This is a genomic window from Mangrovibacterium marinum (genome assembly GCF_003046625.1).
Lineage (GTDB): Bacteria > Bacteroidota > Bacteroidia > Bacteroidales > Prolixibacteraceae > Mangrovibacterium > Mangrovibacterium marinum.
The window spans coordinates 265,430-286,291 of sequence record NZ_QAAD01000004.1 but is presented as its reverse complement, the minus strand read 5'-3'; the positions used below and the strand labels follow the sequence as shown (position 1 = coordinate 286,291).

Below are 20,862 nucleotides of genomic sequence, written 5' to 3'. Positions count from 1 at the left end.
GTGCTGTATTAGTTATCCTTTATTGGAGAAATACTTCATGAACTGGGCTCGTTCATACATCTGCGGATCTTCAATTTGAGCATACGACAAGCGCCCCCGGAAGTCCTCAATGGTGTTGAAGTTCCATTTGCGCATGAATTTCTCCACATCTTTCACCATGCCGTCAATCACCTGCGCTCCGTTAATGTAGATGGCTGAACAAACCTGAACAACTTTGGCGCCTGCCAACAATTGCTTGATCACCGCTTCGCCATCGTGCACGCCGGTGGATGCTGCAATTTCGAGCTTTGGCAAAGCTGCACTGATTAATCCGACCCAACGCAGTGAACGCCGGATATCGGCCGGAGAGCTAAACACTTCGGAAGCCGTCAGCTCAAGTTTATCAATGTTGATATCCGGCTCGTAGAACCGGTTAAACATGGTTACGGCAGCTGCTCCGTTAGCCATTAGCTTTTCAGCAAACGAAATCAGATTGGTAAAATAGAAACCAATTTTCACCGACACCGGGATCGAAACTTCAGCTTTCACCTTCTTCAACACATCAATATAAAGCTGTTCAATTTCGTCGGGCTTTTCATTTCTGGCAGTTGGCACATAAAAGATGTTCAGCTCCAGGGCATCGGCACCCGCTTGTTCAAAATCTTTGGCAAAGCCGGTCCATTCGTTTGCCGAAACAGCATTAATACTGGCAATTACAGGGATCGAAACTTCGGCTTTCACCGTACGCAACAAGTCGAGATGTGCGGCAACGGTATTCTGCCGGGTGTAGTTACGGATATAATCTTCGGCTTCGGGGTAACTATTTTGCGGATCTTTCGCGATCAGATGCGTCACCTCGCCGTTAATCTGTTCTTCAAAAAGCGATTTTAAGACAACTGCTCCGGCACCGGCTTCTTCCAGTCCTCTAATTTTGTCAACGCTGTTCGTTAGGCCCGAACTGGCCACAACAATCGGGTTCTTCAACTTCAAACCCAAATATGTCGTATCTAACTTCTTCATATAACTTACTAGTTAATTAATTGATATTGGTTTTTGCCCTGTTTTTATTGTTTCGAGGGATTGTTAATGGTACTGACGGGCTCCGAAAATACGGCTTCCTACACGCACCATGGTACTGCCCTCGGCAATGGCCAGCGGGTAGTCGCCCGACATGCCCATCGAAATTTCAGAAAAAGATTCATTCTCTCCAAAAAATTCATCTTTAATCTGTTCAAAGATTTTTTTCAGTTGTGCAAATTCGCGGCGGATCTGCGCTTCATCGTCCGTATAGGTGGCCATACCCATAACGCCGCACAGCTGAACGTTTTTCATCGCGGCATATTCGTCCGACTGCAAAATGGCGCGCGCTTCCCCGGCGTTTAATCCAAACTTGCTTTCTTCTTCGGCAATATGAAATTGCAGCAAACAAGGGATCGTCCGATTCGCTTTGGCCGCTTCCTTGTCAATGGTCTTTAATAATTTCATCGAATCCACACCATGAATCAAGCTCACAAAGGGAGCAATATATTTCACCTTATTGGTTTGCAGGTGCCCGATGAAATGCCACTCAATATCCCTGGGCAGCGCCTCGTACTTAGCGGCTAACTCCTGCACCTTATTTTCGCCGAATATGCGTTGCCCGACTTCGTAAGCGGCCAAAACATCTTCATTCGGCTTGGTTTTCGAGACCGCAACCAGGGTTACCCCTTCGGCCAATTCGCTTTTCAATTTTAAAATGTTCTCTGCTATTCCCATCATGCGTTCTGAATTGCTCTACAAATCTATAAAACACGGCTAAAAGCAGATCTGACTTTTAGCCACTTTTTAGGGGTTAAACTGTTTGACCTACCCCAATTCGACAATGGTAATGCCCGCACCACCAAACTGAATGTGCTCGTCGCGAAAAGAATTCACCACCGGGTCGGCTTTCAGAAAATTGCGGATCACCTCTTTGAGGATGCCATTCCCCTTTCCGTGCAAAATGCGCAGTTCATGAACATTAAGCATGATTGCCTCGTCGATAAAAGCCTGTATATTGGCCAGCGCCTCATCGGCCCGTTGCCCGCGAATATCGATGTCGGGCTTAAAGTTCAACCGCTTAGCCGACAGATTCTTATTCACGTTTGCTTTTGTTTGGTTATACGTTTTCTGCTCGCGCTTAGCCTCGTTGTTCGATACAATTTGAAGCCTTTTACGAGCCACCGAAGTGCGCAACTGCCCGAAGGCCACAATCACATTTTTATCGCCCAACTCGAGCACTTCACCAATGGTATCCTGTCCTTCGATACGAACCATATCGCCCGCTTCGAGTGCTTTTTCGACCTTCGGGACAGGTTGCTGAACGGCCTTATTGGTTACTTTTTCCTTTTTCTCTTTCCGCTTTTTCTGCTTGTTTTTAAGCTTTTCAATTTTGCGTTGGATCCACTCATCCTGCTCGGCATCGGTTTCCACCACCTCTTCCTTAAAGCTGACGAGCTTCTTGCGGATCTCTTTTGTTTTTTCTTTTTCGGCCTGGTTCTCACGAATTTCGCGAATGGTGTTCTCCACCTTCTTATTGGCTTCAGCAACAATCTTAGCTGCTTCGGCTTTGGCCTCCTCCAAAATTTGTTTGCGCTGGTTGTTTAGTTTTTTCAGGTCCTCCTCGTAGCGGCCCGACACATCGTCGAGCGTTTTCTCAACCTGGCGGATACGCTGCCGTTTGGATTCCCAATAGCGCTTATCGCGAAGGATATCGCGCAAGTGTTTATCAAAGTCGATATGATCTTTCCCGATTTTGTCGGTCGCTTCCTGCAAAATCACGTCCGGCATTCCGATTTTTCGGGCAATTTCGAAAGCAAACGAACTGCCGGGTTTTCCGATTTCCAGCTGAAATAAAGGCTCCATGCGGTGGGCATCGTACATCATCGCACCGTTCACAATGCCGTCGGTTCCCGAGGCAAAATGTTTCAGGTTAGTATAGTGCGTGGTAATCACCCCGAAGGTGCCCAGCTGGTTAAGCTGATTTAAGATCGCCTCGGCAATGGCTCCACCAAGCATGGGCTCTGTCCCTGTTCCGAATTCATCGATCAGCACCAGCGTCCGTTCGTTGGTATTGCGAACAAAATACTTCATGTTCATCAGGTGCGACGAATAAGTACTCAGGTCATTCTCGATGGATTGCTCGTCGCCGATATCGATGAAAATCTGATCGAACACACCGGCCAGACTGCTTTCGTGTACCGGGATCAGCAAGCCACATTGCAGCATATATTGCAGTAACCCGACTGTTTTCAGGCACACCGACTTCCCTCCGGCATTGGGCCCGGAGATTAGCAGCAGATGATCATCCTCCGTCAGTTTTATATTGAGCGGAACAACCTTCCGGTTTTCTTTTTCAAGGTTGAATTTCAACAACGGATGCACAGCGTTCACCCACTCCAGCTGGCTTTCCCAGCGCATCTGTGGTTTAATGGCTTCCATTCGATTGGCCAGACGGGCTTTGGCCCGCACAAAATCGATGGTTCCCAGAAATTCATATTGGCCCAGTAAATCATCGAGATAGGGCCGGATATCGTCGGCAAACTCAACCAGGATTCGGACAATCTCTCGCTTTTCGGCATACTCCAGTTCCCGAATTTCGTTATTCAGCTCCACCACTTCGGCCGGCTCAACATAGGAAGTTTTACCGGTGGATGATTCGTCGTGCACAATACCGCTAATCCGCCGCTTCAAAGCCGACGAGATCGGGATGACCGGACGCCCGTCGCGGATTGACACGCTGGCATCCTCTTCAATCAGCCCATCGCGCTGTGCCTGTTTTAAAATGGCATGCAAGCGTTTGGAAACACTTCCCTGCTTGGCAAACAGCTCGCGACGAATTTGCCCCAGTTCGGGCGAGGCATTATCTCTGATTTTCCCGTGCTGATCCAGGATCCGCTCAATCCGATCTTTCACATAGGGAAAAACCTGAACTTGTTCCAGTAGTTTCTTTAAGGTGGGGTATGTTTCCTCTTTTTGTTGTTTGATGAATCGCACGATGGCCATAATCGTGTCCAGCGAACGTTTCAGGTTGAAAAGCTCGCCCACATCCATAAAGCGTCCTTCGGTTCTGATGGTGAGCAATGCCGGACGCATATCGTAAAAATAATTGGCCGGAAAATTGTCTGAATCCTGCAATAGCTTTGCGAACTCATCGGTTAGGGCCAATTCAAAATTAAGCTTACCGGTTTTGGTCATGAAGGCGATCTGATCAACGCGTTCCTGTCCGAGCGGGCTCAGACAAATCCCCTTCAGCAATTCGCGAACACGGTCGAAACCAATCTTAACTTCAAAATTATCCGGATAAATTTTTCCCATTTCTTCTTTTTTGCAGGCGCAAAAATAACAAGAACTACGGGTTATGACAATACTTTAAGCCGTTCGGATACGATCTGCAGGAATTTATCAGCCAGAAAGGGTTTCCCAAGGTATGCATCCATTCCTTTTTCGAGGCAAGTCTGTATATCATCATCAAAATCGCTGGCGGTCATGGCGATAATCAGGCAATGTGCTTCGGGCCTGTTATCTGCTTCAAACTTGCGAATCATTTCTGCAGCCTCGGAACCGTTCAGCTTGGGCATGTTCAGATCCATCAAAATAACATCGTAGCCGTTTTGCTGATACATTTCGAAAGCCTCCATCCCGTCGTAAGCACTGTCGATATGCACCATACGACCACGCAGGGAAATACTGACCAGCCGATGATTCAGCGGACTATCGTCTGCAATCAGCAATTTTAATCTTTTTAAATCTTCTTGATCTGCCATTCGTTTGAATCTAATTAATCATTGGGGACCTTATCGTCGGGGAAACGCTCCTGATATTCAACCCAAAAGTTCTTCACTTCCGATTTCATTTCCCGGCGCAATAAGAGAATCCCGAATAAGTTGGGAATTGTCATCAAAGCTATGGTAATTCCGGAAAGCGTCCAAATAATTGTCGTGTCGGTGAACGAAGCCAGGAAGAAACCAAGCACATAAACAATGCGAAAGTAAATGACTCCTTTGGGCCCAAACATAAATGTCATGGCCCGATCGCCATAGTAACTCCACGAAATGGCTGTTGAGAAAGCAAACAGCAACAGTCCGATGGCAACAATATACTGCCCGTAGGTTCCCAGCCAGCTTTTGGTAAATGCAATGGTGGTCAGCGGCGCACTGTGAACCAGCGAGCGCCCCTGAAAAGTCTGGCTGATGGTTACCGGCACCACGCCGTTGGTTACCGAAATTGTACCGGTATAGGGCCGATCGCCCTCCTTAATTAAAACATCCTCAGCTACCGAGCGGGCGTGTAAAATGGTGAGTTTGTTGGTTAGCTTTCCATCAACCACATTCAGCTGACCGGTAAACTCGGGCAGTTGGGCATGTCCGAGCAAAAAATCGTGCAAAGCTTGCTGATCGGCCGGCTTAGTCTCGTCGTACAGCCGATCCATCACAACCAGATCGGTCGTTTGAAACTGATTTTCATATTTTTCGTTCCACACCCCCGACGACAGGATCACCAGCCCGGTGATGGTACAAATAATAATGGTATCGATAAAAGGTTCGAGCAATGCCACCAAACCTTCGGACACCGGTTCGTGCGCCCGGGCTGCGGCATGGGCAATTGGCGCGGAGCCCTGGCCCGCTTCGTTCGAAAACAAGCCGCGGTTTACTCCCCGGTTAAACGCAAAAGCAAAACCAGCACCCAGAAAACCTCCGGTGGCAGCAGTTCCGGAAACCACATCGCTAAAGATGGCGATGATGGAAGGGATAATATTTTCGTAATTGTAAGCAATAACAGCCAATGCCCCCGCCAGGTACACAAAAGCCATAAAGGGCACCAGGCGCGAGGTTACCTTTGCAATTCGTTTAATGCCGCCAATAATAACAAAAGCCAGCAGCAAAGCCAACACGGCACCTGTTGCTATTTTGTTGATGCCGAAGGTTGCAAACAGCGAGTTTGAAATTGAATTGATCTGCGGAAGGCTACCCGTACCGAACGACGATAAAACCGTTGCAATAGCGAAGATAACGGCCAGCCATTTCATATTCAGCCGGTTCTTCATATAATACATAGGTCCACCAGCCATGGTTCCGTCGGCTGTTTTCTCGCGGTATTTATGCGATAATGTGACCTCCACAAATTTGGTTGTCATCCCCAGCAAAGCTGTCATCAGCATCCAGAATAAAGCTGCCGGCCCTCCTAAATGAATCGCTAAAGCAACTCCTGCAATATTTCCCGTGCCTACGGTACCCGACAATGCGGTGGTCAAAGCCTGAAAATGCGAGGTGTCACCGGCATCGCCATCGCGGTCAAACTTGCCGCGTACAATGCGCAGAGCATACTTCAGATACCGAAACTGCGGAAATTTAAGATAAAGTGTGAAAAACAAACCCGTGCCCAACAGCAGATACACAAACCAGGAACTCCCACCGATATATCCGTCAATCAGCGCAAGGATATCATTAAGCTTCGACATACACAATTTTTAAAATGATCGCCTAAAATAGCATTTTGATCCTGACTGCTCAAATATTCGGTTCATTTTTCAGATTTAAACAACCCTTACTGGACAAAAGACGGCAAACAGTCTCGACAAATGAAAACCATGGATCAGCACGATTTATATCATTTTTATAAAACCTTTTAGACTGTAAACACGAATGAAAAAATAAAGAAGCGCCGAAAGGCATTTGAATTGGTTTTTCTCTATTTTTGCTTCTGTAACAATTAAACAAATTACATTATGCTACCCAAATTTTTATTAGCAGACAATTCGCAGGAATGTCCCGACACAATTTTTGTTGTCCACACGGAAGAACCTAAATTTATTGTGGAAAGTGACATTGAAGATTTTTGGTCGAACCAAAAAGTACATTGGTTAAGTGAGCAACCTGTATCGGAGGACTTAATCAAAGCCTTACTGGAAGATGCAGAATCGTTCCTGGACGATGAATTTGAAAGTCAGGAGAACCTTTACGGCGAAGACGAAGACGACGAAGATTAATTATGAACGCAGAAAAGAAAAGACTAACACGCTCGAACGACAGAATGATTGCCGGGGTTTTAGCCGGCATTGCAGAACATCTGGATATGGATCCCACCCTGGTTCGTATTATTTACGTGATCCTTTCGCTGGCCAGCATTGGCTTCCCGGGTCTTCTGGTTTATCTCATTCTGTGGTTGGTTATGCCGGAGCGCTAGTTTCAACCATACGCTGCATACAGCTAATCCTGGGGGACCTCCTTCAGGCTTAGCTGTATTCGTTTGCGCGCCAAGTCGAGCTCAGTAACCTTTACCATAACATGTTGATGAAGCTTCACAATCTCATTTGGATCGCTGATGAAACGGTCGGCCAACATTGAGATATGAACCAAGCCATCCTGTTTAACGCCAACATCAACAAAAGCGCCGAACTTGGTGATATTGGTAACAATGCCGGGAAGGACCATTCCAACCTGCAAATCTTCAATTTTGAAGATACCATCGGCAAACTCGAACACCTTGATTGCCTTCCGCGGATCCCGTCCGGGTTTCATCAATTCACGCTGAATATCTGTTAATGTAGGCAAGCCAACATCACCGGTAACATAGTTTTTCAGCTCAATTGATTCGGCCAAAGCTTTATTGGCGATCAGCTCGGCCACGGAACATTTCAGATCCTTGGCCATCTTTTGCACCACGGGGTATGCCTCGGGGTGGACAGCCGAATTGTCCAAGGGGTTTTCGGCATCGGGAATGCGCAAAAAGCCGGCTGCCTGTTCATAAGCTTTTGCGCCCATGCGCGGCACTTTCATCAAAGCTTTACGCGATGCAAAAGCCCCGTTCTCCTTGCGGTAATCAACGATATTTTGAGCCAGCTGCGGGCCCAGTCCCGAGATGTATGTGAGCAAGTGCCGGGAAGCCGTGTTCACATTTACCCCTACGCTGTTCACAGCCGATTCGACCACCGTGTCCAGGCTCTGTTTCAGCATCTTCTGATCCACATCGTGCTGGTACTGCCCCACACCAATCGATTTGGGATCTATTTTCACCAGTTCGGCCAGCGGATCCATCAGCCGGCGGCCTATAGAGATGGCTCCGCGAACCGTCACATCATATTGCGGAAACTCATCGCGAGCCACTTTGGAGGCAGAATAAACCGAGGCACCATCTTCAGAAACCACAAACACATTTATATCCCGATCGTAGCGCAATTTCTTCACAAAATGTTCGGTTTCGCGACTAGCCGTACCATTGCCAATGGCAACCGCTTCAATTTGATAAGCACTAACCAGGGAGGTCAGCTTTCGGGCCGATTGCTTGGTTTGCTCCTGCGGCTTATGCGGATAGATGGTTTCGTTATGCAATAAATTACCCTGTTCATCCAGGCACACCAATTTACAACCGGTACGGTAACCGGGATCGATGGCCAGCACGCGCTTTTGCCCGAGCGGAGCGGCCAACAACAACTGACGCAGGTTTTCGGCAAACACTTGTATGGCCTCCTGATCGGCTTTGGCTTTCGACAAATTCGCAAATTCGGTTTCCATCGACGGAGCCAATAAACGCTTATAACTATCTTTTAGGGCTGTGGCTACCTGCGTGCCGCAATCGTTGTTGGACCGAACCACAAAACGTTCCAGCCGCTCGAGCGTACTTGCCTCATCGGGAGCAATTGAGATCCGCAAGAAACCTTCAGCCTCACCACGCCGCATGGCCAGTAGCCGGTGCGAAGGGCAGCGTTTCAGTGGTTCTTCCCATTCAAAATAATCCCGGTATTTAACGCCCTCTTCTTCCTTATTTTTAACCACTTTACTGCGCACTACAGCCCCCAGTTCAAAGGCGCGGCGCACCATACTTCGGTTTTTTTCATTTTCGTTGATCCATTCGGCAATAATGTCGCGGGCGCCCGACAAGGCCTCTTCGGCGGAAGCAAGTTCACCCTTTACAAATGAAATAGCTCTGGATTCCAGATCTCGTTCCTGCTGTTTCATCACAATTTTAGCCAATGGTTCCAAGCCCTTCTCGCGGGCAATCGAAGCTTTTGTTCTTCGTTTGGGCTTATATGGCAGGTAGATATCTTCCAGCTCGGAACTCTCCCAACAACCGACGATACGGCCTTTCAACTCAGCCGTCAGTTGTCCCTGTTCCTCAATGGTGTTCAGAATCGTTTCTTTACGCTTGACCATTTCGTCGAAGCGCACTTTTTCATCCTTCACCGCTCCAACCTGCACTTCATCGAGGCTGCCGGTTCGCTCTTTGCGGTAACGCGAGATAAACGGGACGGTCGCGCCGTCGCTCAGCAAATCAATCGTATTCTGTACTTGAGCTGCTGTCAGCTTAAGCTTTGCAGCTATGAGTTGTATAATTTCGGAAGTCATGGATCAATTTTGAAAATGCACCCGAAGATAGCAGAAAATTTGGGAAGTTTTCAGTGATCAGTCGTAGTGTTCAGGGAAGAAGACGTGGGTGGTGAGTATTGAGTCGTGAGTCGGGGGAAAGCAGGATTACTATCAGATTACGGGATTATTAGATTACCAGATTCGTGGATATTCAGACCAGCTAACAATCCGAACATCCGAGTATCCAAACATCCGAGTATCTGAATATCCGAACATCCAGCAATCCAAATAACAAGCCCCGCTCCGAAATCGGAACAGGGCTCTATGTTTATTTCAACCTTTTCGAGTGATTGTTATTTCACCTTATCAACAATTGCTTTAAAAGCCTGTGGTTGATACACAGCTAAGTCAGCTAAAACTTTACGGTTGATCTCGATGTTTGCTTTTTTCAACAAACCGATCAATTGCGAATAGCTGAGTCCTTCCATACGAGCTGCAGCGTTGATACGCTGAATCCAAAGGGCACGGAAGTTACGTTTTTTGGCTTTGCGGTCGCGGTAAGCATATTGTAAACCTTTTTCGTAAGTGTTTTTTGCTACCGTCCACACGTTTCTGCGGGCACCCCAATTACCTTTGGTTTGTTTGAGGATTTTTTTTCTGCGAGCCCGAGATGCTACATGATTTACTGATCTTGGCATAATTCTAAATTTTAAGCGGTTAGCGTCCTGTAACCAGGCACTTGTAATGGCTAATTCACTTTGTTAAAAACTCTAATTTTTTTCTCGAAATTGAAAAGATTACTTCATTGCAAGCAACAACTTCACGTTTTTCTCATCGGCTTTATCAACCAAAGTTGCGTGAGTCAGGTTACGTTTTTGCTTAGTCGTTTTCTTCGTCAGGATGTGACTTTTGAAAGCGTGTTTTCTTTTCAATTTACCGGTACCGGTTAATTTAAACCGTTTTTTTGCACCGGAATTGGTTTTCATTTTTGGCATCTTGTCCTAAATTTAAATATTCAAAGAATCTGAAGTTCCGTCCTCATTGGGCGGTTTACTTTTTCTTCTTAGGTGAAATAAACATGGTCATTCTTTTTCCTTCCAAACGAGGCATTTGCTCTACTTTACCGAGCTCTTCGAGAGCTTGGGCAAATTTAAGCAGCAGGATCTCGCCCTGTTCTTTAAAGAGAATTGAACGTCCCTTAAAAAACACATAAGCTTTTACCTTGGCTCCTTCGTTTAAGAACTTTTCGGCATGCCGTAACTTGAACTGGAAATCGTGCTCGTCGGTTTGCGGACCGAAACGAATTTCTTTCACGACCACCTTCACGGCTTTCGCCTTCATTTCTTTTTGTTTCTTTTTTTGTTGATAAAGAAACTTCTGATAGTCGATAATCTTACATACAGGCGGATCGGCATTGGGTGAAATTTCAACCAGGTCCAACTCCAGCTCATGGGCCAGTGCCAACGCTTCCTTTAAAGAAAGTACACCTTGATTTTCGACATTGTCACCTACAACCCGTACTTGTTGAGCACGAATTCTCTCATTTAATCTATGCTGAGGTGTTGTATCCACACGTCCACCTCTGCGATTTGGCCTCTTGACTGCGATAAGAAAAACCTCCTATTTTTTTTAGTTATAAAATGCTGATAATTGTTCTTTAACTTCATCATTCAGGAACTGGGCAAACTCTTCCATGCTCATGCTTCCTTTATCTCCCTCGCCTTGTTTACGAACAGAGATGGTACCTGTTTCAGCTTCTTTTTCGCCGACAATCAGCAGGTATGGAATGCGTTTAAGCTCGTTATCCCGAATTTTACGACCGATTTTCTCGTTCCGGTCGTCAATCAGGCTGCGAATATCGGAATTATTTAGAAAATCTGAAACTTTTTGAGCATAATCGTTATATTTTTCGCTGATTGGCAGCACAACAACCTGATCGGGAGTTAACCATAAGGGGAACTTCCCGGCGGTATGCTCAATCAACACAGCCACAAATCGTTCCATCGACCCGAATGGTGCTCGGTGAATCATAATTGGCCGGTGGCGTTTATCATCAGCGCCAATATACTCCAAATCAAAACGTTCGGGTAGGTTATAATCTACCTGAATGGTTCCCAGCTGCCAGCTACGTCCAAGGGCATCTTTCACCATAAAGTCGAGCTTGGGACCGTAGAATGCAGCTTCGCCCAACTCGGTTACCGTTTCCAGGCCTTTCTCGGCACAAGCCTCAATGATGGCAGCTTCTGCTTTGTCCCAGTTTTCGGCCGAGCCGATGTATTTATCCGGATTATTGGGGTCGCGCAACGAAATTTGAGCGGTGTAATTTTCCAGTCCCAGACTATTAAAAATAATGAATACAATATCGATTACTTTTTTGAATTCATCTTTCAACTGATCGGGGCGACAGAACAAGTGCGCATCATCCTGCGTAAAGCCACGCACACGAGTCAATCCGTGCAACTCGCCACTTTGCTCGTAACGGTAAACAGTACCAAATTCGGCAAAGCGAATGGGCAGGTCTTTGTACGAGTGCGGCTTGCTGGCAAAAATTTCGCAGTGGTGCGGACAGTTCATCGGCTTAAGCATATACTCTTCGCCCTCGGCCGGTGTTTTAATGGTTTGGAACGAGTCGGCACCATATTTCTGAAAGTGGCCCGATGTTTTATACAATTCCACATCGCCAATATGCGGGGTCATCACCTGCTGGTAGCCGAATTTACGTTGTACCTTTTTCAGGAAATCTTCCAACTGCAAGCGCAGCTGCGTACCTTTGGGCAACCACAAGGGTAAGCCCTGCCCCACTTTTTGCGAGAAGGTGAACAGTTCCATCTCCTTACCGATTTTGCGGTGATCGCGTTTTTTAGCTTCTTCCAGCAAAACCAGGTATTCATCCAGCAACTTTTGTTTGGGGAATGTCACCCCGTACACCCGGGTCAACATTTTATTTTTCTCATCGCCACGCCAGTAAGCACCGGCGATCGATGTCAGCTTTACAGCCTTAATATACGAAGTATTGGGCAAGTGTGGTCCACGACACAAATCGGTGAAATTACCTTGATTATAAAGGGTAATGGTGCCGTCTTCCAGTTCGCTGATCAGCTCCTGCTTCAGCTCGTCGTTCTTGTCGGTAAACATTTCGAGCGCTTCGGCCTTGGTGATGCTACTGCGAACGATTTGGTGTTTCTGGCGTGCCAGCTCAATCATTTTCTTTTCAATCTGAGCCAAATCTTTCTCTGTTAATTGCTTACCTTCGGGCAGATCAACATCGTAATAAAATCCCGTATCAACAGTTGGGCCGATACCGAATTTCGTTCCGGGGTAGAAAAATTCAATCGCTTCGGCCATCAGGTGAGCCGACGAGTGCCAGAAGGTTTCTTTTCCTTCGCGATCGTCCCACGTATATAATTTGATAGCTGAATCCTGATCAATGGGCCGGTTTAAATCCCAAACTTCACCATTTACTGAAACGGCCAAAACATCCTTTGCCAATCGGCTACTGATCGATTGTGCAATTTGCAGGCCTGTAACTCCGCTTTCGTACTCGCGGACACTGTTGTCAGGTAATGTAATCTTTATCATCTGTCAATTTTGGTATATCAGGTTATAACCTTTTTAATAATTGGGAAAGGCCGAGAGCAACAAAATTTCGTTGGTTGTTCCATTCGATCCTGGCTCAAGCCGGCTTTTCAGCCTGCAAAGATAATTATTCTAAATTGTTTGAAAGGCATTCTACTGAATTTATGGCCAATAATGTCGCATCGCGAGAAATTCGCAAAAAACAGCTGTGCTTTCGATAAAAATTACCTTCGCTTTTGGGTTGAACCCACCCGTGGTTTTCCCTGAAACCACCGGTATTTTCCGTGAAAGCCCCTTTTCTGCCAAATCAAAATATGTTTTTCCAGTTCTACTTTTTGATTAAAGAGTGTGTTTTGTCCTACCGGACGGGTTTTCATCTCTTTCTGTAATGGCTTTAGCCATTCAATACCGATTAGCTTCAAAAGTGTCGCATCCTATCACTTCGTTCCAATGCTCCTTTTTCAGTCTATCGGCATTATACCGTCCTATTTCATAGCATAAATTAGCCTGTAAAACGGTATAATTTGGGTAGCACAAACGATAACACGAAGGTTGTCCCGTCCCGTACGGGACGGAATTTTACCCGCGGAAATGCCAAAGCTACCCAAATGTCATTCCTCCGGGGTTTTTCTAAGCTTTTCGTTTGATGCCGGTCTTAATAAAAATAGGCCAACCGGTTCCCAACGTTTTCTCATTGATCGAAACGCCTTCTTTCTTGTTGATGGTGTTTAGAGCGACAACTCATAACAACCACGATAACCGAGCAACCAAACAACAGAACCTCCGCCCCCCTCCGACTTTCATCCATGCTGCAGATTTCCGCGTATTACATATCTGTTTCCCCGGAACAAAAAAAGACGCTCACCAGGAGCGCCTTCTACTTATTATTAAAACTGCAAATTTCTTGAAATCCCTAACGGAAGCCGAAGCTAAGGCCGGCATTATAACTCACATAATCGGCTTTGGCGACCGAACCATACAAACTAAAGAAGGCAAGCTTTAAACGAAATCCGGCATCAACAGCAAAATACTTGTTTTTGATCTCCAACTGAATTGGATCTTGAACATCAATTTCAACTTCGTCTTCCGGCACGTGATTTACAACGTCAATAATCGTTTGCTCGCTTACAACCGGATATCGGCCTAATAAGTCGAAATTAGTTTTACTCTGGTTACCTGAGGCAGAAACGTAAAAAGTAATAACCGAAAGTTTTTTGGATACAATTAAACCATATTTAAATGTACTCGTTTCGGTTTCGCCTCTTTGATTAGGATCTTGTTCATAATTTGACAAATATTCTCTCACCCTGACCTCCTCTTTCTTATATTCGAATGAACCAGGATAGTTATCCAAACCATAATCAACGCCAATTTGACCATGGATCTTCGAATAACCAAGGAAAAAGGATGCATCAAACGGTAAATGTTTGATAAATGGCAAAGACTCCTTAAAATTATGCTTTACTCCCAAGCCCCAAAGCCCCACTTCGGCCTGATCATCTTCAATATCAAACTTCACGTTAGGCACCCAGCGACCAATCAGGTCGGTATGCGGCAAAAGACCAAAGGTAGCCTGTACCATTGGTATGGGTACCAGATCAACTCCCGAACCGCCCGGAGTAGATAAAGACCCAACGTAGGTCGAAGGATCCTCCAGGTCGGCATAAATATCCAGAACGATCCCATCTTCGTCACCGGCAGCTGTCGGAGCCATCGAATTTGTTCCACGAGGTTTCGCATTGCTTAAGCCCAGGGCATTTACGTCAAAGGTTTTGTCGGATCCGGAGACCTGAATAGCACTCACCGAAAAGGCCAGATCGAAGCCCCAAAGCTTATGCGTTTCAGCGCTATTGTACCACGAGTTGTTCAGCCCGATGCCCAATGTTTTGGCATAAGGATCGATGTAGGCTCCAATCAGTTTGTTAGCATCATCCTTACCAAACTTCAGGAAATCGGCCACATCCGATTGCGCAAAGCTGAATTGTGATCCTGCAAGTAACAGGACGGCAGCAAATAAGATTTTCTTCATCATTTTTTATCGAGATTGATTTGGACTTCAATAATACGAAATTCTGTTAAACTGAAGGGCATTCTCCCGAATTTTTAATCTGCTGATCAGCCCCAATTGGCAGATTTGAATGCCGAATCGGCATTTTCACCGGTTTTATTCTTTTTTAATTAAGAAAATTTTCCCTGTTTTGATCTCCACAAAATAGTTAAGCATGTACAAGTTTATTTTTCTCCTGATGCTAATCATTGGATTAGCCAATCCGGCAACGAGCCAGCAAAAAATAAGTCTCGAAGATATTCAGCTTCACGGAACCTTTCGCGCCAAAGGTGTCAGCGGCCTCTATTCGATGAACGACGGGTTGCACTACACCACCCTCGATGGAGGTAGCAGGATTTTGAAATACAATTATCGCACAGGCGACCAAACAGCAGTGGTTTTCGATCTGGCGACTATCGACAATGCCCCTATTTCGCAATTTTCGTCCTACGAGTTCAGCAACGATGAGAGCAAGATTCTGCTAACCACCGAGCGGGCTCCAATTTACCGCCATTCGTTTACCGCCCAATATTACATCTGGAATTCGGTCACCCAAGAGCTGAGTCCGCTTTCAGAAAAAGGCAAACAGCAGCTGGCCACCTTCTCACCCGATGGCGAGCGCGTTGCGTTTGTGCGCGACAATAACCTGTTTGTGAAAAGCCTGAAATTCGGCACCGAAAGCCAGGTAACCACCGACGGCCAGTTCAACCAGATCATCAATGGAGCTCCCGACTGGGTTTACGAAGAAGAGTTCAGCTTCAGCAAAGCTTTTGCCTGGTCGCCCGACTCCAAGTTTCTTGCGTTTATGCGTTTCGACGAAACCGAGGTTCCCCAGTTTAGCATGAGCATGTTTAAAGGAATGGCTCCAAGCCACGAGGAGAATGCCCTTTATCCCGGGGACTATCGCTTTAAATATCCCAAGGCGGGCGAAAAAAATTCAATCGTCAGCGTTCATGTTTACGACATTAAATCGAAAACCACGGTGAAAGCCGATGTTGGCAGCGAAACCGACCAGTATATTCCGCGCATTAAATGGATGGCCGATGCAGCCGACCTGGCAGTGATGCGCCTGAACCGCAAGCAAAATCAGCTGGATGTATTGCTGGTCAATCCATTTACCGGCGACAGCCGCTTATTTTACAGCGAGAAAAACAAACGCTATGTGGCGGAAGAATTTCTCGACGACTTCACCATTCTTCCCGACAACGACTACCTGGTCATCAACAGCGAACGCTCGGGCTATGCACAGCTCTACTTATATAACCGCCAGGGCTACGAAGTGCGCCAGCTGACCTCGGGCGACTACGATGTCACTAAATTTTACGGCTTCGACCCCAAGAAAAAGATTTTCTACTACCAGGCCGCCAAAGAATCGCCCATGCAGCGTGAAATCTATTATGTGAGCCTGGATGGCAAAAAGAAAGGCCGTTTAAGCCAGCAGGATGGCACAAACGATGCCGAATTCAGTAGCGGCTTCCAATATTATATCAATACATACACCAACCTGACCACCCCGAAGCAAACCACGCTGCACTCCAACGATGGAAAACTGATCCGCGTGTTGGAAGACAACAAGGCACTTCAGGAAAAGCTGGCCGACTACCGGATTGCTGCGCGTGAGTTTTTTCATTTTGAAACCTCGGAAGGTGTAGCCTTAAATGGCTGGATGATTAAACCCGTCAACTTCGACCCGAATGTGAAATACCCGGTTGTAATGACCCAATACAGCGGTCCAAATTCGCAGGAAGTGCTGGACAATTTCTCGATTGACTGGCACAATTACCTGGCTCAGGAAGGCTTTGTTGTGGCCTGTGTTGATCCGCGCGGAACAGGAGCCCGCGGTGAGGAGTTTCGCAAATGCACCTACCGGCAACTGGGCAAATACGAGTCGGACGACCAGGTGGAAACAGCGAAGTATTTAGGCAGTCTGCCCTTTGTTGATCGCGACAACATCGCAATTTGGGGATGGAGCTACGGTGGTTTTATGACCCTGCTCAGTCTCGAAAAAGGAGGCGACCTTTTTAAAGCCGGCATTGCTGTTGCGCCGGTTACCAACTGGCGTTATTACGATACGGTATACACCGAGCGATTCATGCGTACGCCGCGCGAAAACCCCAACGGGTACGATGACAACTCACCGCTCTCGCATCCGGAAGGTATCACCGGACGACTGCTGCTCATTCATGGTTCTGCCGACGACAATGTGCATGTTCAAAACAGCATGGAATTCTCGGAAGCCCTAGTGCAGGCCGGCATTCAATTCGACATGGCCATTTACACCAACCGCAACCACAGTATCTACGGCGGCAACACACGCCTGCATCTGTACCGGAGAATGACCGATTTCCTGAAAGCCAATTTGATGAAATAGGAATCGAACGGTATCGAAAATAATTACCTTAAGTCTGCTGTTTCAGCAGGCTTTTTTTATTGCAATGGATTTAGCCATTCAATTTGGGTAGTACAAACGATAACACGAAGATTGTCCCGTCCCGTACGGGACGGAATTTTACCAGCGGAAATGCCAAAGCTACCCAAATGTCATCCCTCCGGGATTTTTCGGAGCTTTTCGTTTGATTCTGGTCTTGATAAAACCAGGCCAACGGGTTCCCAACTTTTTGGCATTGATCGAACGGCTTCTTTCTTGTTGATGGTGTTTTAGAACGACAACCCGACAACTTTTGAAAACAACGACAACGGGATAGTCGAAAAACCCTAAACTTTCATTCCGGTTGGTGATTCCCCGAAATCATGAAGGTTTTTTCTGAAAGCCCCTTCGGGTGATGCGGCTGCCTGCGGTAGGCAAGACTTTCAAACCGCACCGAAGATGCTTTGAATTGCGGTTCAGCTCGAAACTGAAGCACCGATGGAAATTGGCTCCCGAATGGCCGGTCGAGCTAAGCACCGATGGAAATTGCTTCCCGAACGGTTGGTGGAGGCAAGCACCGATGGAAATTGCTTCGCGAACCGCCGGTGGAGGCAAACACGCATGGAAACGACCTCTCAAAAAGAACAAGCTGTTTCCATTTGTTCATGATTGGCTCGTTCGGACCTAATATCCCCTATTTTTTGCTGATAAACATAGAAGTGTTATGGTGATTAGGCGATGAATTAGTCATAACCTGAATGACGATTCGGAAAAGCACCTCTACTATTCTGCAGCCCGCTGGTGCGCTATTATAAAGCGTGCCACTTTCATCCCTGCGGAGATTCCCTCCGAATCATGTAGGTTTTTTCAGAACGTCCCTTTCCCGGCGCTTTAGAGCCTATTCCTTCGCTTCAACCTTTGATCAAAAAAGGAACTTTGTCCTACCGGACGGGTTTTCATTTTTGTAGTGACACAAAAACGAAACAAAAAATTGCAGAAAGCACTACGCTCAGCAAAAATCAAGCAAGCTTGTTTTGCATTCACTTAAACGTGCTTTTCATGGCTGATTTTTATCTGCAACCGCCATCTGCCGAAAAGCTAAGTTCATCCGGGTGATCTCCGACTCGCGTCGGAGCTTCCCGGATTCTCTAAGCTTTCCGTTTGATTTCGGCCTCTTAAAAATAGGCCAACCGGGTCCCAACTTTTTGGCATTGATCGTTTACTGTCAATACCAGTTTGTTTTGATTTCTCCCCGCTCTGCCTGCAGAGAGGGGACAGAATTGAATCAATCCGTTCGGATTGATTTAATTCAGGGGAGAGTTACAGAGGGCTGCTGGTATGCACTTTGAAAGTTCCTTCCACGGCGTTTCAGAGCCTGGCTGTTTTTCACTCCTACTCTTGATCAAAGAGGAACTTTGTCCTACCGGACGGGTTTTCATTTTTTTTTGCAATGGCTTTAGCCATTCAATACCGATTAGCTTCAAAAGTGTCGCATCGTATCACTTCGGTCCAATGCTCTTTTTCCAGTCTATCGGCATTATACCGTCCTATTTCAGAGCATAAATTAGCCTGTAAAACGGTATAATTTGGGTAGCACCGAAGGCTACTCGAAGATTCTCCCGTCCCGTACGGGACGGAATTTCTCCCCTTTCGTCGTTAAACTACCCAAATAGCATCCCTCCGGGATTGCGCTGAGCTTATGGATCGGCTGTTATGCATGATAAAACCAGGCCAACCGGATCCCGACGTTTTCTCATTGATCGAAACGCCTTCTTTCTTGTTGATGGTGTTTTAGAACGACAACCCGACAACTGTTGAAAACAACGAAAACAGCCTGGTCGAAAATCCTAAACTCTCATTCCGGTTGGTGATTCCTCGGGACGCATCACAACTTTATGCAGAAAGGCAAACTCCTCTTTACCCGACATCGCAATGGCTTGTTGCAACAGTTTTTCAAACATCGGGGCAGGTAAGGCTTCCAGCAAGCTGCTTTTCTGCTGCATAAATGCCGGACTCAGCGGAAACCACGGTTCCACGTCAGCAACAAATTCATCGGTATAGTATGCGTGGTTTGTTCGCACAGCATCGGTCAGGAACAGCTCAACGCTTCTTTGCATCAGCGACTGAAACCGGGGCACCAAATCCGACTCCAACGAGCCGGCTTGCGCAACGACCTTCTGCCCCACCGCCGCTACTTGTTGCCACATTCGATCAATCGGATGCTCCCGGGCCACACTGGCAAAAGCCGTCAGCACACCTTCACTCAAATCGGCATCAACATCCTGCAAGTCATCCATCAGCTGGAGATAAGCCCCGTAAGCATATAAAAACGCCTCCGTTTGTTGCGACAGCCTGCCCGCCAGCAGATAGCCATCAGCAACAACCGAAGCTGCTCCTTTTTCAACACTTATGGCCAAACGCTCCTCAAAGCTGATATCCGAAAAACCGGCAATGAGCTGAATACTGTTTGCCTGAGCGTGATGAATATCGAGCAAACTACGATACACTTCGGGATACAAAGTGCGGTCCCACTCGGCTTCAATTAAATCAACCATCGCATAAATCCGCTGCTCGTGTCCATTCTGCGGTTCAACAGGCTTTCCCGCCAATCGATCAGCAAACCGATCGACAAAGGACAGCTTCTCCCATCGCGAAATTTGCGGATCATCCAGGTAGTTGTCGGTATAAGGGTATAACATGCTGTATGCAAAAACCGAGGGTGTAAGCTCCACCGTATGCCCCGACAGAAGCTGCAAGGCATTCATGATCCACACATTTCGCATGGCCTGAAAGATATCGTCAAGCGCCAACTCCGGATCGAAATAACGCGCTGCTTTTAGAAAACACCACGAGCCTTTGAGCATAGGCTCTGCGATAACCAAAGCCAACTCTTCGTCGCGAAAACCAAAAACCGATCCCACGATACCCGACAAATCCGATATCAACGCTTCTTTTTGTGCACGCAACTGCGGGTACGAACCTTTTGTTTGTTTTATTTTCCGCGTCAGGCTTTGCTCATATTGCTCCAATAACTGTTCATTGCGCAACTGTTCCTGCCGACTGTATCTCCTGTTTTTAACAGAAAAAGTCCGATCGGCATCGTTCCACCAAACAAAAAAGATTTTTTTCAAATTATTATGCTGTCTCATCATCCGAAGCTTGTTTTTCCTGCTTACAAAGTGAACCAATTCTGTTTCAGCATCCTCGCTCTTTCCGACGAATGGCGGGGAATTGCCGGCAAAAGACAGGCGCGAAAAAAAAATGAAAAAAACATCGCATTTTTTTCACCCAAGTGGTATCAGGGAACAAAATTTCCCTATATTTGCAACGCCTTTGAGAGAAACACCAACACAAGGTGATGCGCCGAAACGTCGGCAACCAAGCATCAAAATTTATTGCCCAGATGGCGGAATTGGTAGACGCGCTAGTTTCAGGGACTAGTGTCCGCTTGGACGTGCAGGTTCGAGTCCTGTTCTGGGCACAAAAGGAGTTGATTTTTCAACTCCTTTTTTTGTTTCCATACCTGAGATCATCCCCCTGTCGGGGATAAAAGTATTTAGCAATTTATT

15 protein-coding genes and 1 tRNA gene are annotated in these 20,862 nt (G+C 46.6%); 4 read left to right on the top strand and 12 right to left on the bottom strand.

Going from position 1 to position 20,862, the window contains the following annotated elements:
* Positions 1 to 12: 12 nt before the first annotated feature.
* From C8N47_RS05600 to C8N47_RS05580, 5 genes are all read right to left on the bottom strand, one after another.
* Complete coding sequence (locus tag C8N47_RS05600; RefSeq protein ID WP_107821539.1) at positions 13 to 999, bottom strand: dihydroorotate dehydrogenase-like protein; 987 nt, start codon at positions 997 to 999, stop codon at positions 13 to 15.
* A 63-nt stretch (positions 1,000 to 1,062) separates the two neighbouring features.
* Positions 1,063 to 1,737, bottom strand: coding sequence for a YggS family pyridoxal phosphate-dependent enzyme (locus C8N47_RS05595; protein ID WP_211316057.1), 675 nt, complete (start codon positions 1,735 to 1,737; stop codon positions 1,063 to 1,065).
* Between the two features lie 87 nt (positions 1,738 to 1,824).
* A complete protein-coding gene (locus tag C8N47_RS05590) occupies positions 1,825 to 4,314 on the bottom strand; it encodes an endonuclease MutS2 (protein WP_107821537.1) in 2,490 nt (829 codons plus the stop codon).
* Between the two features lie 41 nt (positions 4,315 to 4,355).
* Positions 4,356 to 4,763, bottom strand: a complete 408-nt coding sequence (locus tag C8N47_RS05585) for a response regulator (RefSeq protein ID WP_107821536.1) — start codon at positions 4,761 to 4,763, stop codon at positions 4,356 to 4,358.
* Between the two features lie 14 nt (positions 4,764 to 4,777).
* Positions 4,778 to 6,457: an alanine/glycine:cation symporter family protein gene (locus C8N47_RS05580; RefSeq protein ID WP_107821535.1), complete on the bottom strand. Its 1,680-nt coding sequence runs from the start codon at positions 6,455 to 6,457 to the stop codon at positions 4,778 to 4,780.
* 267 nt (positions 6,458 to 6,724) lie between these two features.
* Here C8N47_RS05580 and C8N47_RS05575 point away from each other — a divergent pair, with 267 nt between their 5' ends.
* Complete coding sequence (locus tag C8N47_RS05575) at positions 6,725 to 6,985, top strand: hypothetical protein (protein ID WP_211316056.1); 261 nt, start codon at positions 6,725 to 6,727, stop codon at positions 6,983 to 6,985.
* A 2-nt stretch (positions 6,986 to 6,987) separates the two neighbouring features.
* Positions 6,988 to 7,182: a PspC domain-containing protein gene (locus tag C8N47_RS05570; RefSeq protein ID WP_107821533.1), complete on the top strand. Its 195-nt coding sequence runs from the start codon at positions 6,988 to 6,990 to the stop codon at positions 7,180 to 7,182.
* A 23-nt stretch (positions 7,183 to 7,205) separates the two neighbouring features.
* Here C8N47_RS05570 and C8N47_RS05565 read toward each other — a convergent pair whose 3' ends face one another.
* From C8N47_RS05565 to C8N47_RS05540, 6 genes are all read right to left on the bottom strand, one after another.
* A complete protein-coding gene (locus C8N47_RS05565; protein ID WP_107821532.1) occupies positions 7,206 to 9,341 on the bottom strand; it encodes a Tex family protein in 2,136 nt (711 codons plus the stop codon).
* 314 nt (positions 9,342 to 9,655) lie between these two features.
* Positions 9,656 to 10,000 (bottom strand): 50S ribosomal protein L20, encoded by a 345-nt coding sequence (gene rplT / locus C8N47_RS05560; RefSeq protein ID WP_107821531.1) that lies wholly within the window; start codon positions 9,998 to 10,000, stop codon positions 9,656 to 9,658.
* 99 nt (positions 10,001 to 10,099) lie between these two features.
* Positions 10,100 to 10,297 carry a 50S ribosomal protein L35 gene (rpmI, locus tag C8N47_RS05555; RefSeq protein ID WP_107821530.1) on the bottom strand — a complete coding sequence of 66 codons (198 nt, stop codon included), beginning with the start codon at positions 10,295 to 10,297 and terminating at the stop codon, positions 10,100 to 10,102.
* Positions 10,298 to 10,352: 55 nt separating this feature from the next.
* On the bottom strand, positions 10,353 to 10,874 hold the full coding sequence (gene infC, locus C8N47_RS05550; RefSeq protein WP_107821529.1) for a translation initiation factor IF-3: 522 nt from the start codon (positions 10,872 to 10,874) through the stop codon (positions 10,353 to 10,355).
* Between the two features lie 57 nt (positions 10,875 to 10,931).
* A complete protein-coding gene (gene thrS, locus C8N47_RS05545) occupies positions 10,932 to 12,881 on the bottom strand; it encodes a threonine--tRNA ligase (RefSeq protein WP_107821528.1) in 1,950 nt (649 codons plus the stop codon).
* Between the two features lie 910 nt (positions 12,882 to 13,791).
* Positions 13,792 to 14,910: a DUF6588 family protein gene (locus C8N47_RS05540; protein WP_107821527.1), complete on the bottom strand. Its 1,119-nt coding sequence runs from the start codon at positions 14,908 to 14,910 to the stop codon at positions 13,792 to 13,794.
* A gap of 190 nt (positions 14,911 to 15,100) precedes the next feature.
* Here C8N47_RS05540 and C8N47_RS05535 point away from each other — a divergent pair, with 190 nt between their 5' ends.
* A complete protein-coding gene (locus C8N47_RS05535) occupies positions 15,101 to 17,296 on the top strand; it encodes a S9 family peptidase (protein ID WP_107821526.1) in 2,196 nt (731 codons plus the stop codon).
* 1,844 nt (positions 17,297 to 19,140) lie between these two features.
* Here C8N47_RS05535 and C8N47_RS05520 read toward each other — a convergent pair.
* On the bottom strand, positions 19,141 to 20,445 hold the full coding sequence (locus C8N47_RS05520) for a class 1 isoprenoid biosynthesis enzyme (protein WP_146161437.1): 1,305 nt from the start codon (positions 20,443 to 20,445) through the stop codon (positions 19,141 to 19,143).
* A gap of 245 nt (positions 20,446 to 20,690) precedes the next feature.
* Here C8N47_RS05520 and C8N47_RS05510 point away from each other — a divergent pair.
* A tRNA-Leu gene (locus C8N47_RS05510) sits at positions 20,691 to 20,774 on the top strand.
* Positions 20,775 to 20,862 lie beyond the last annotated feature (88 nt).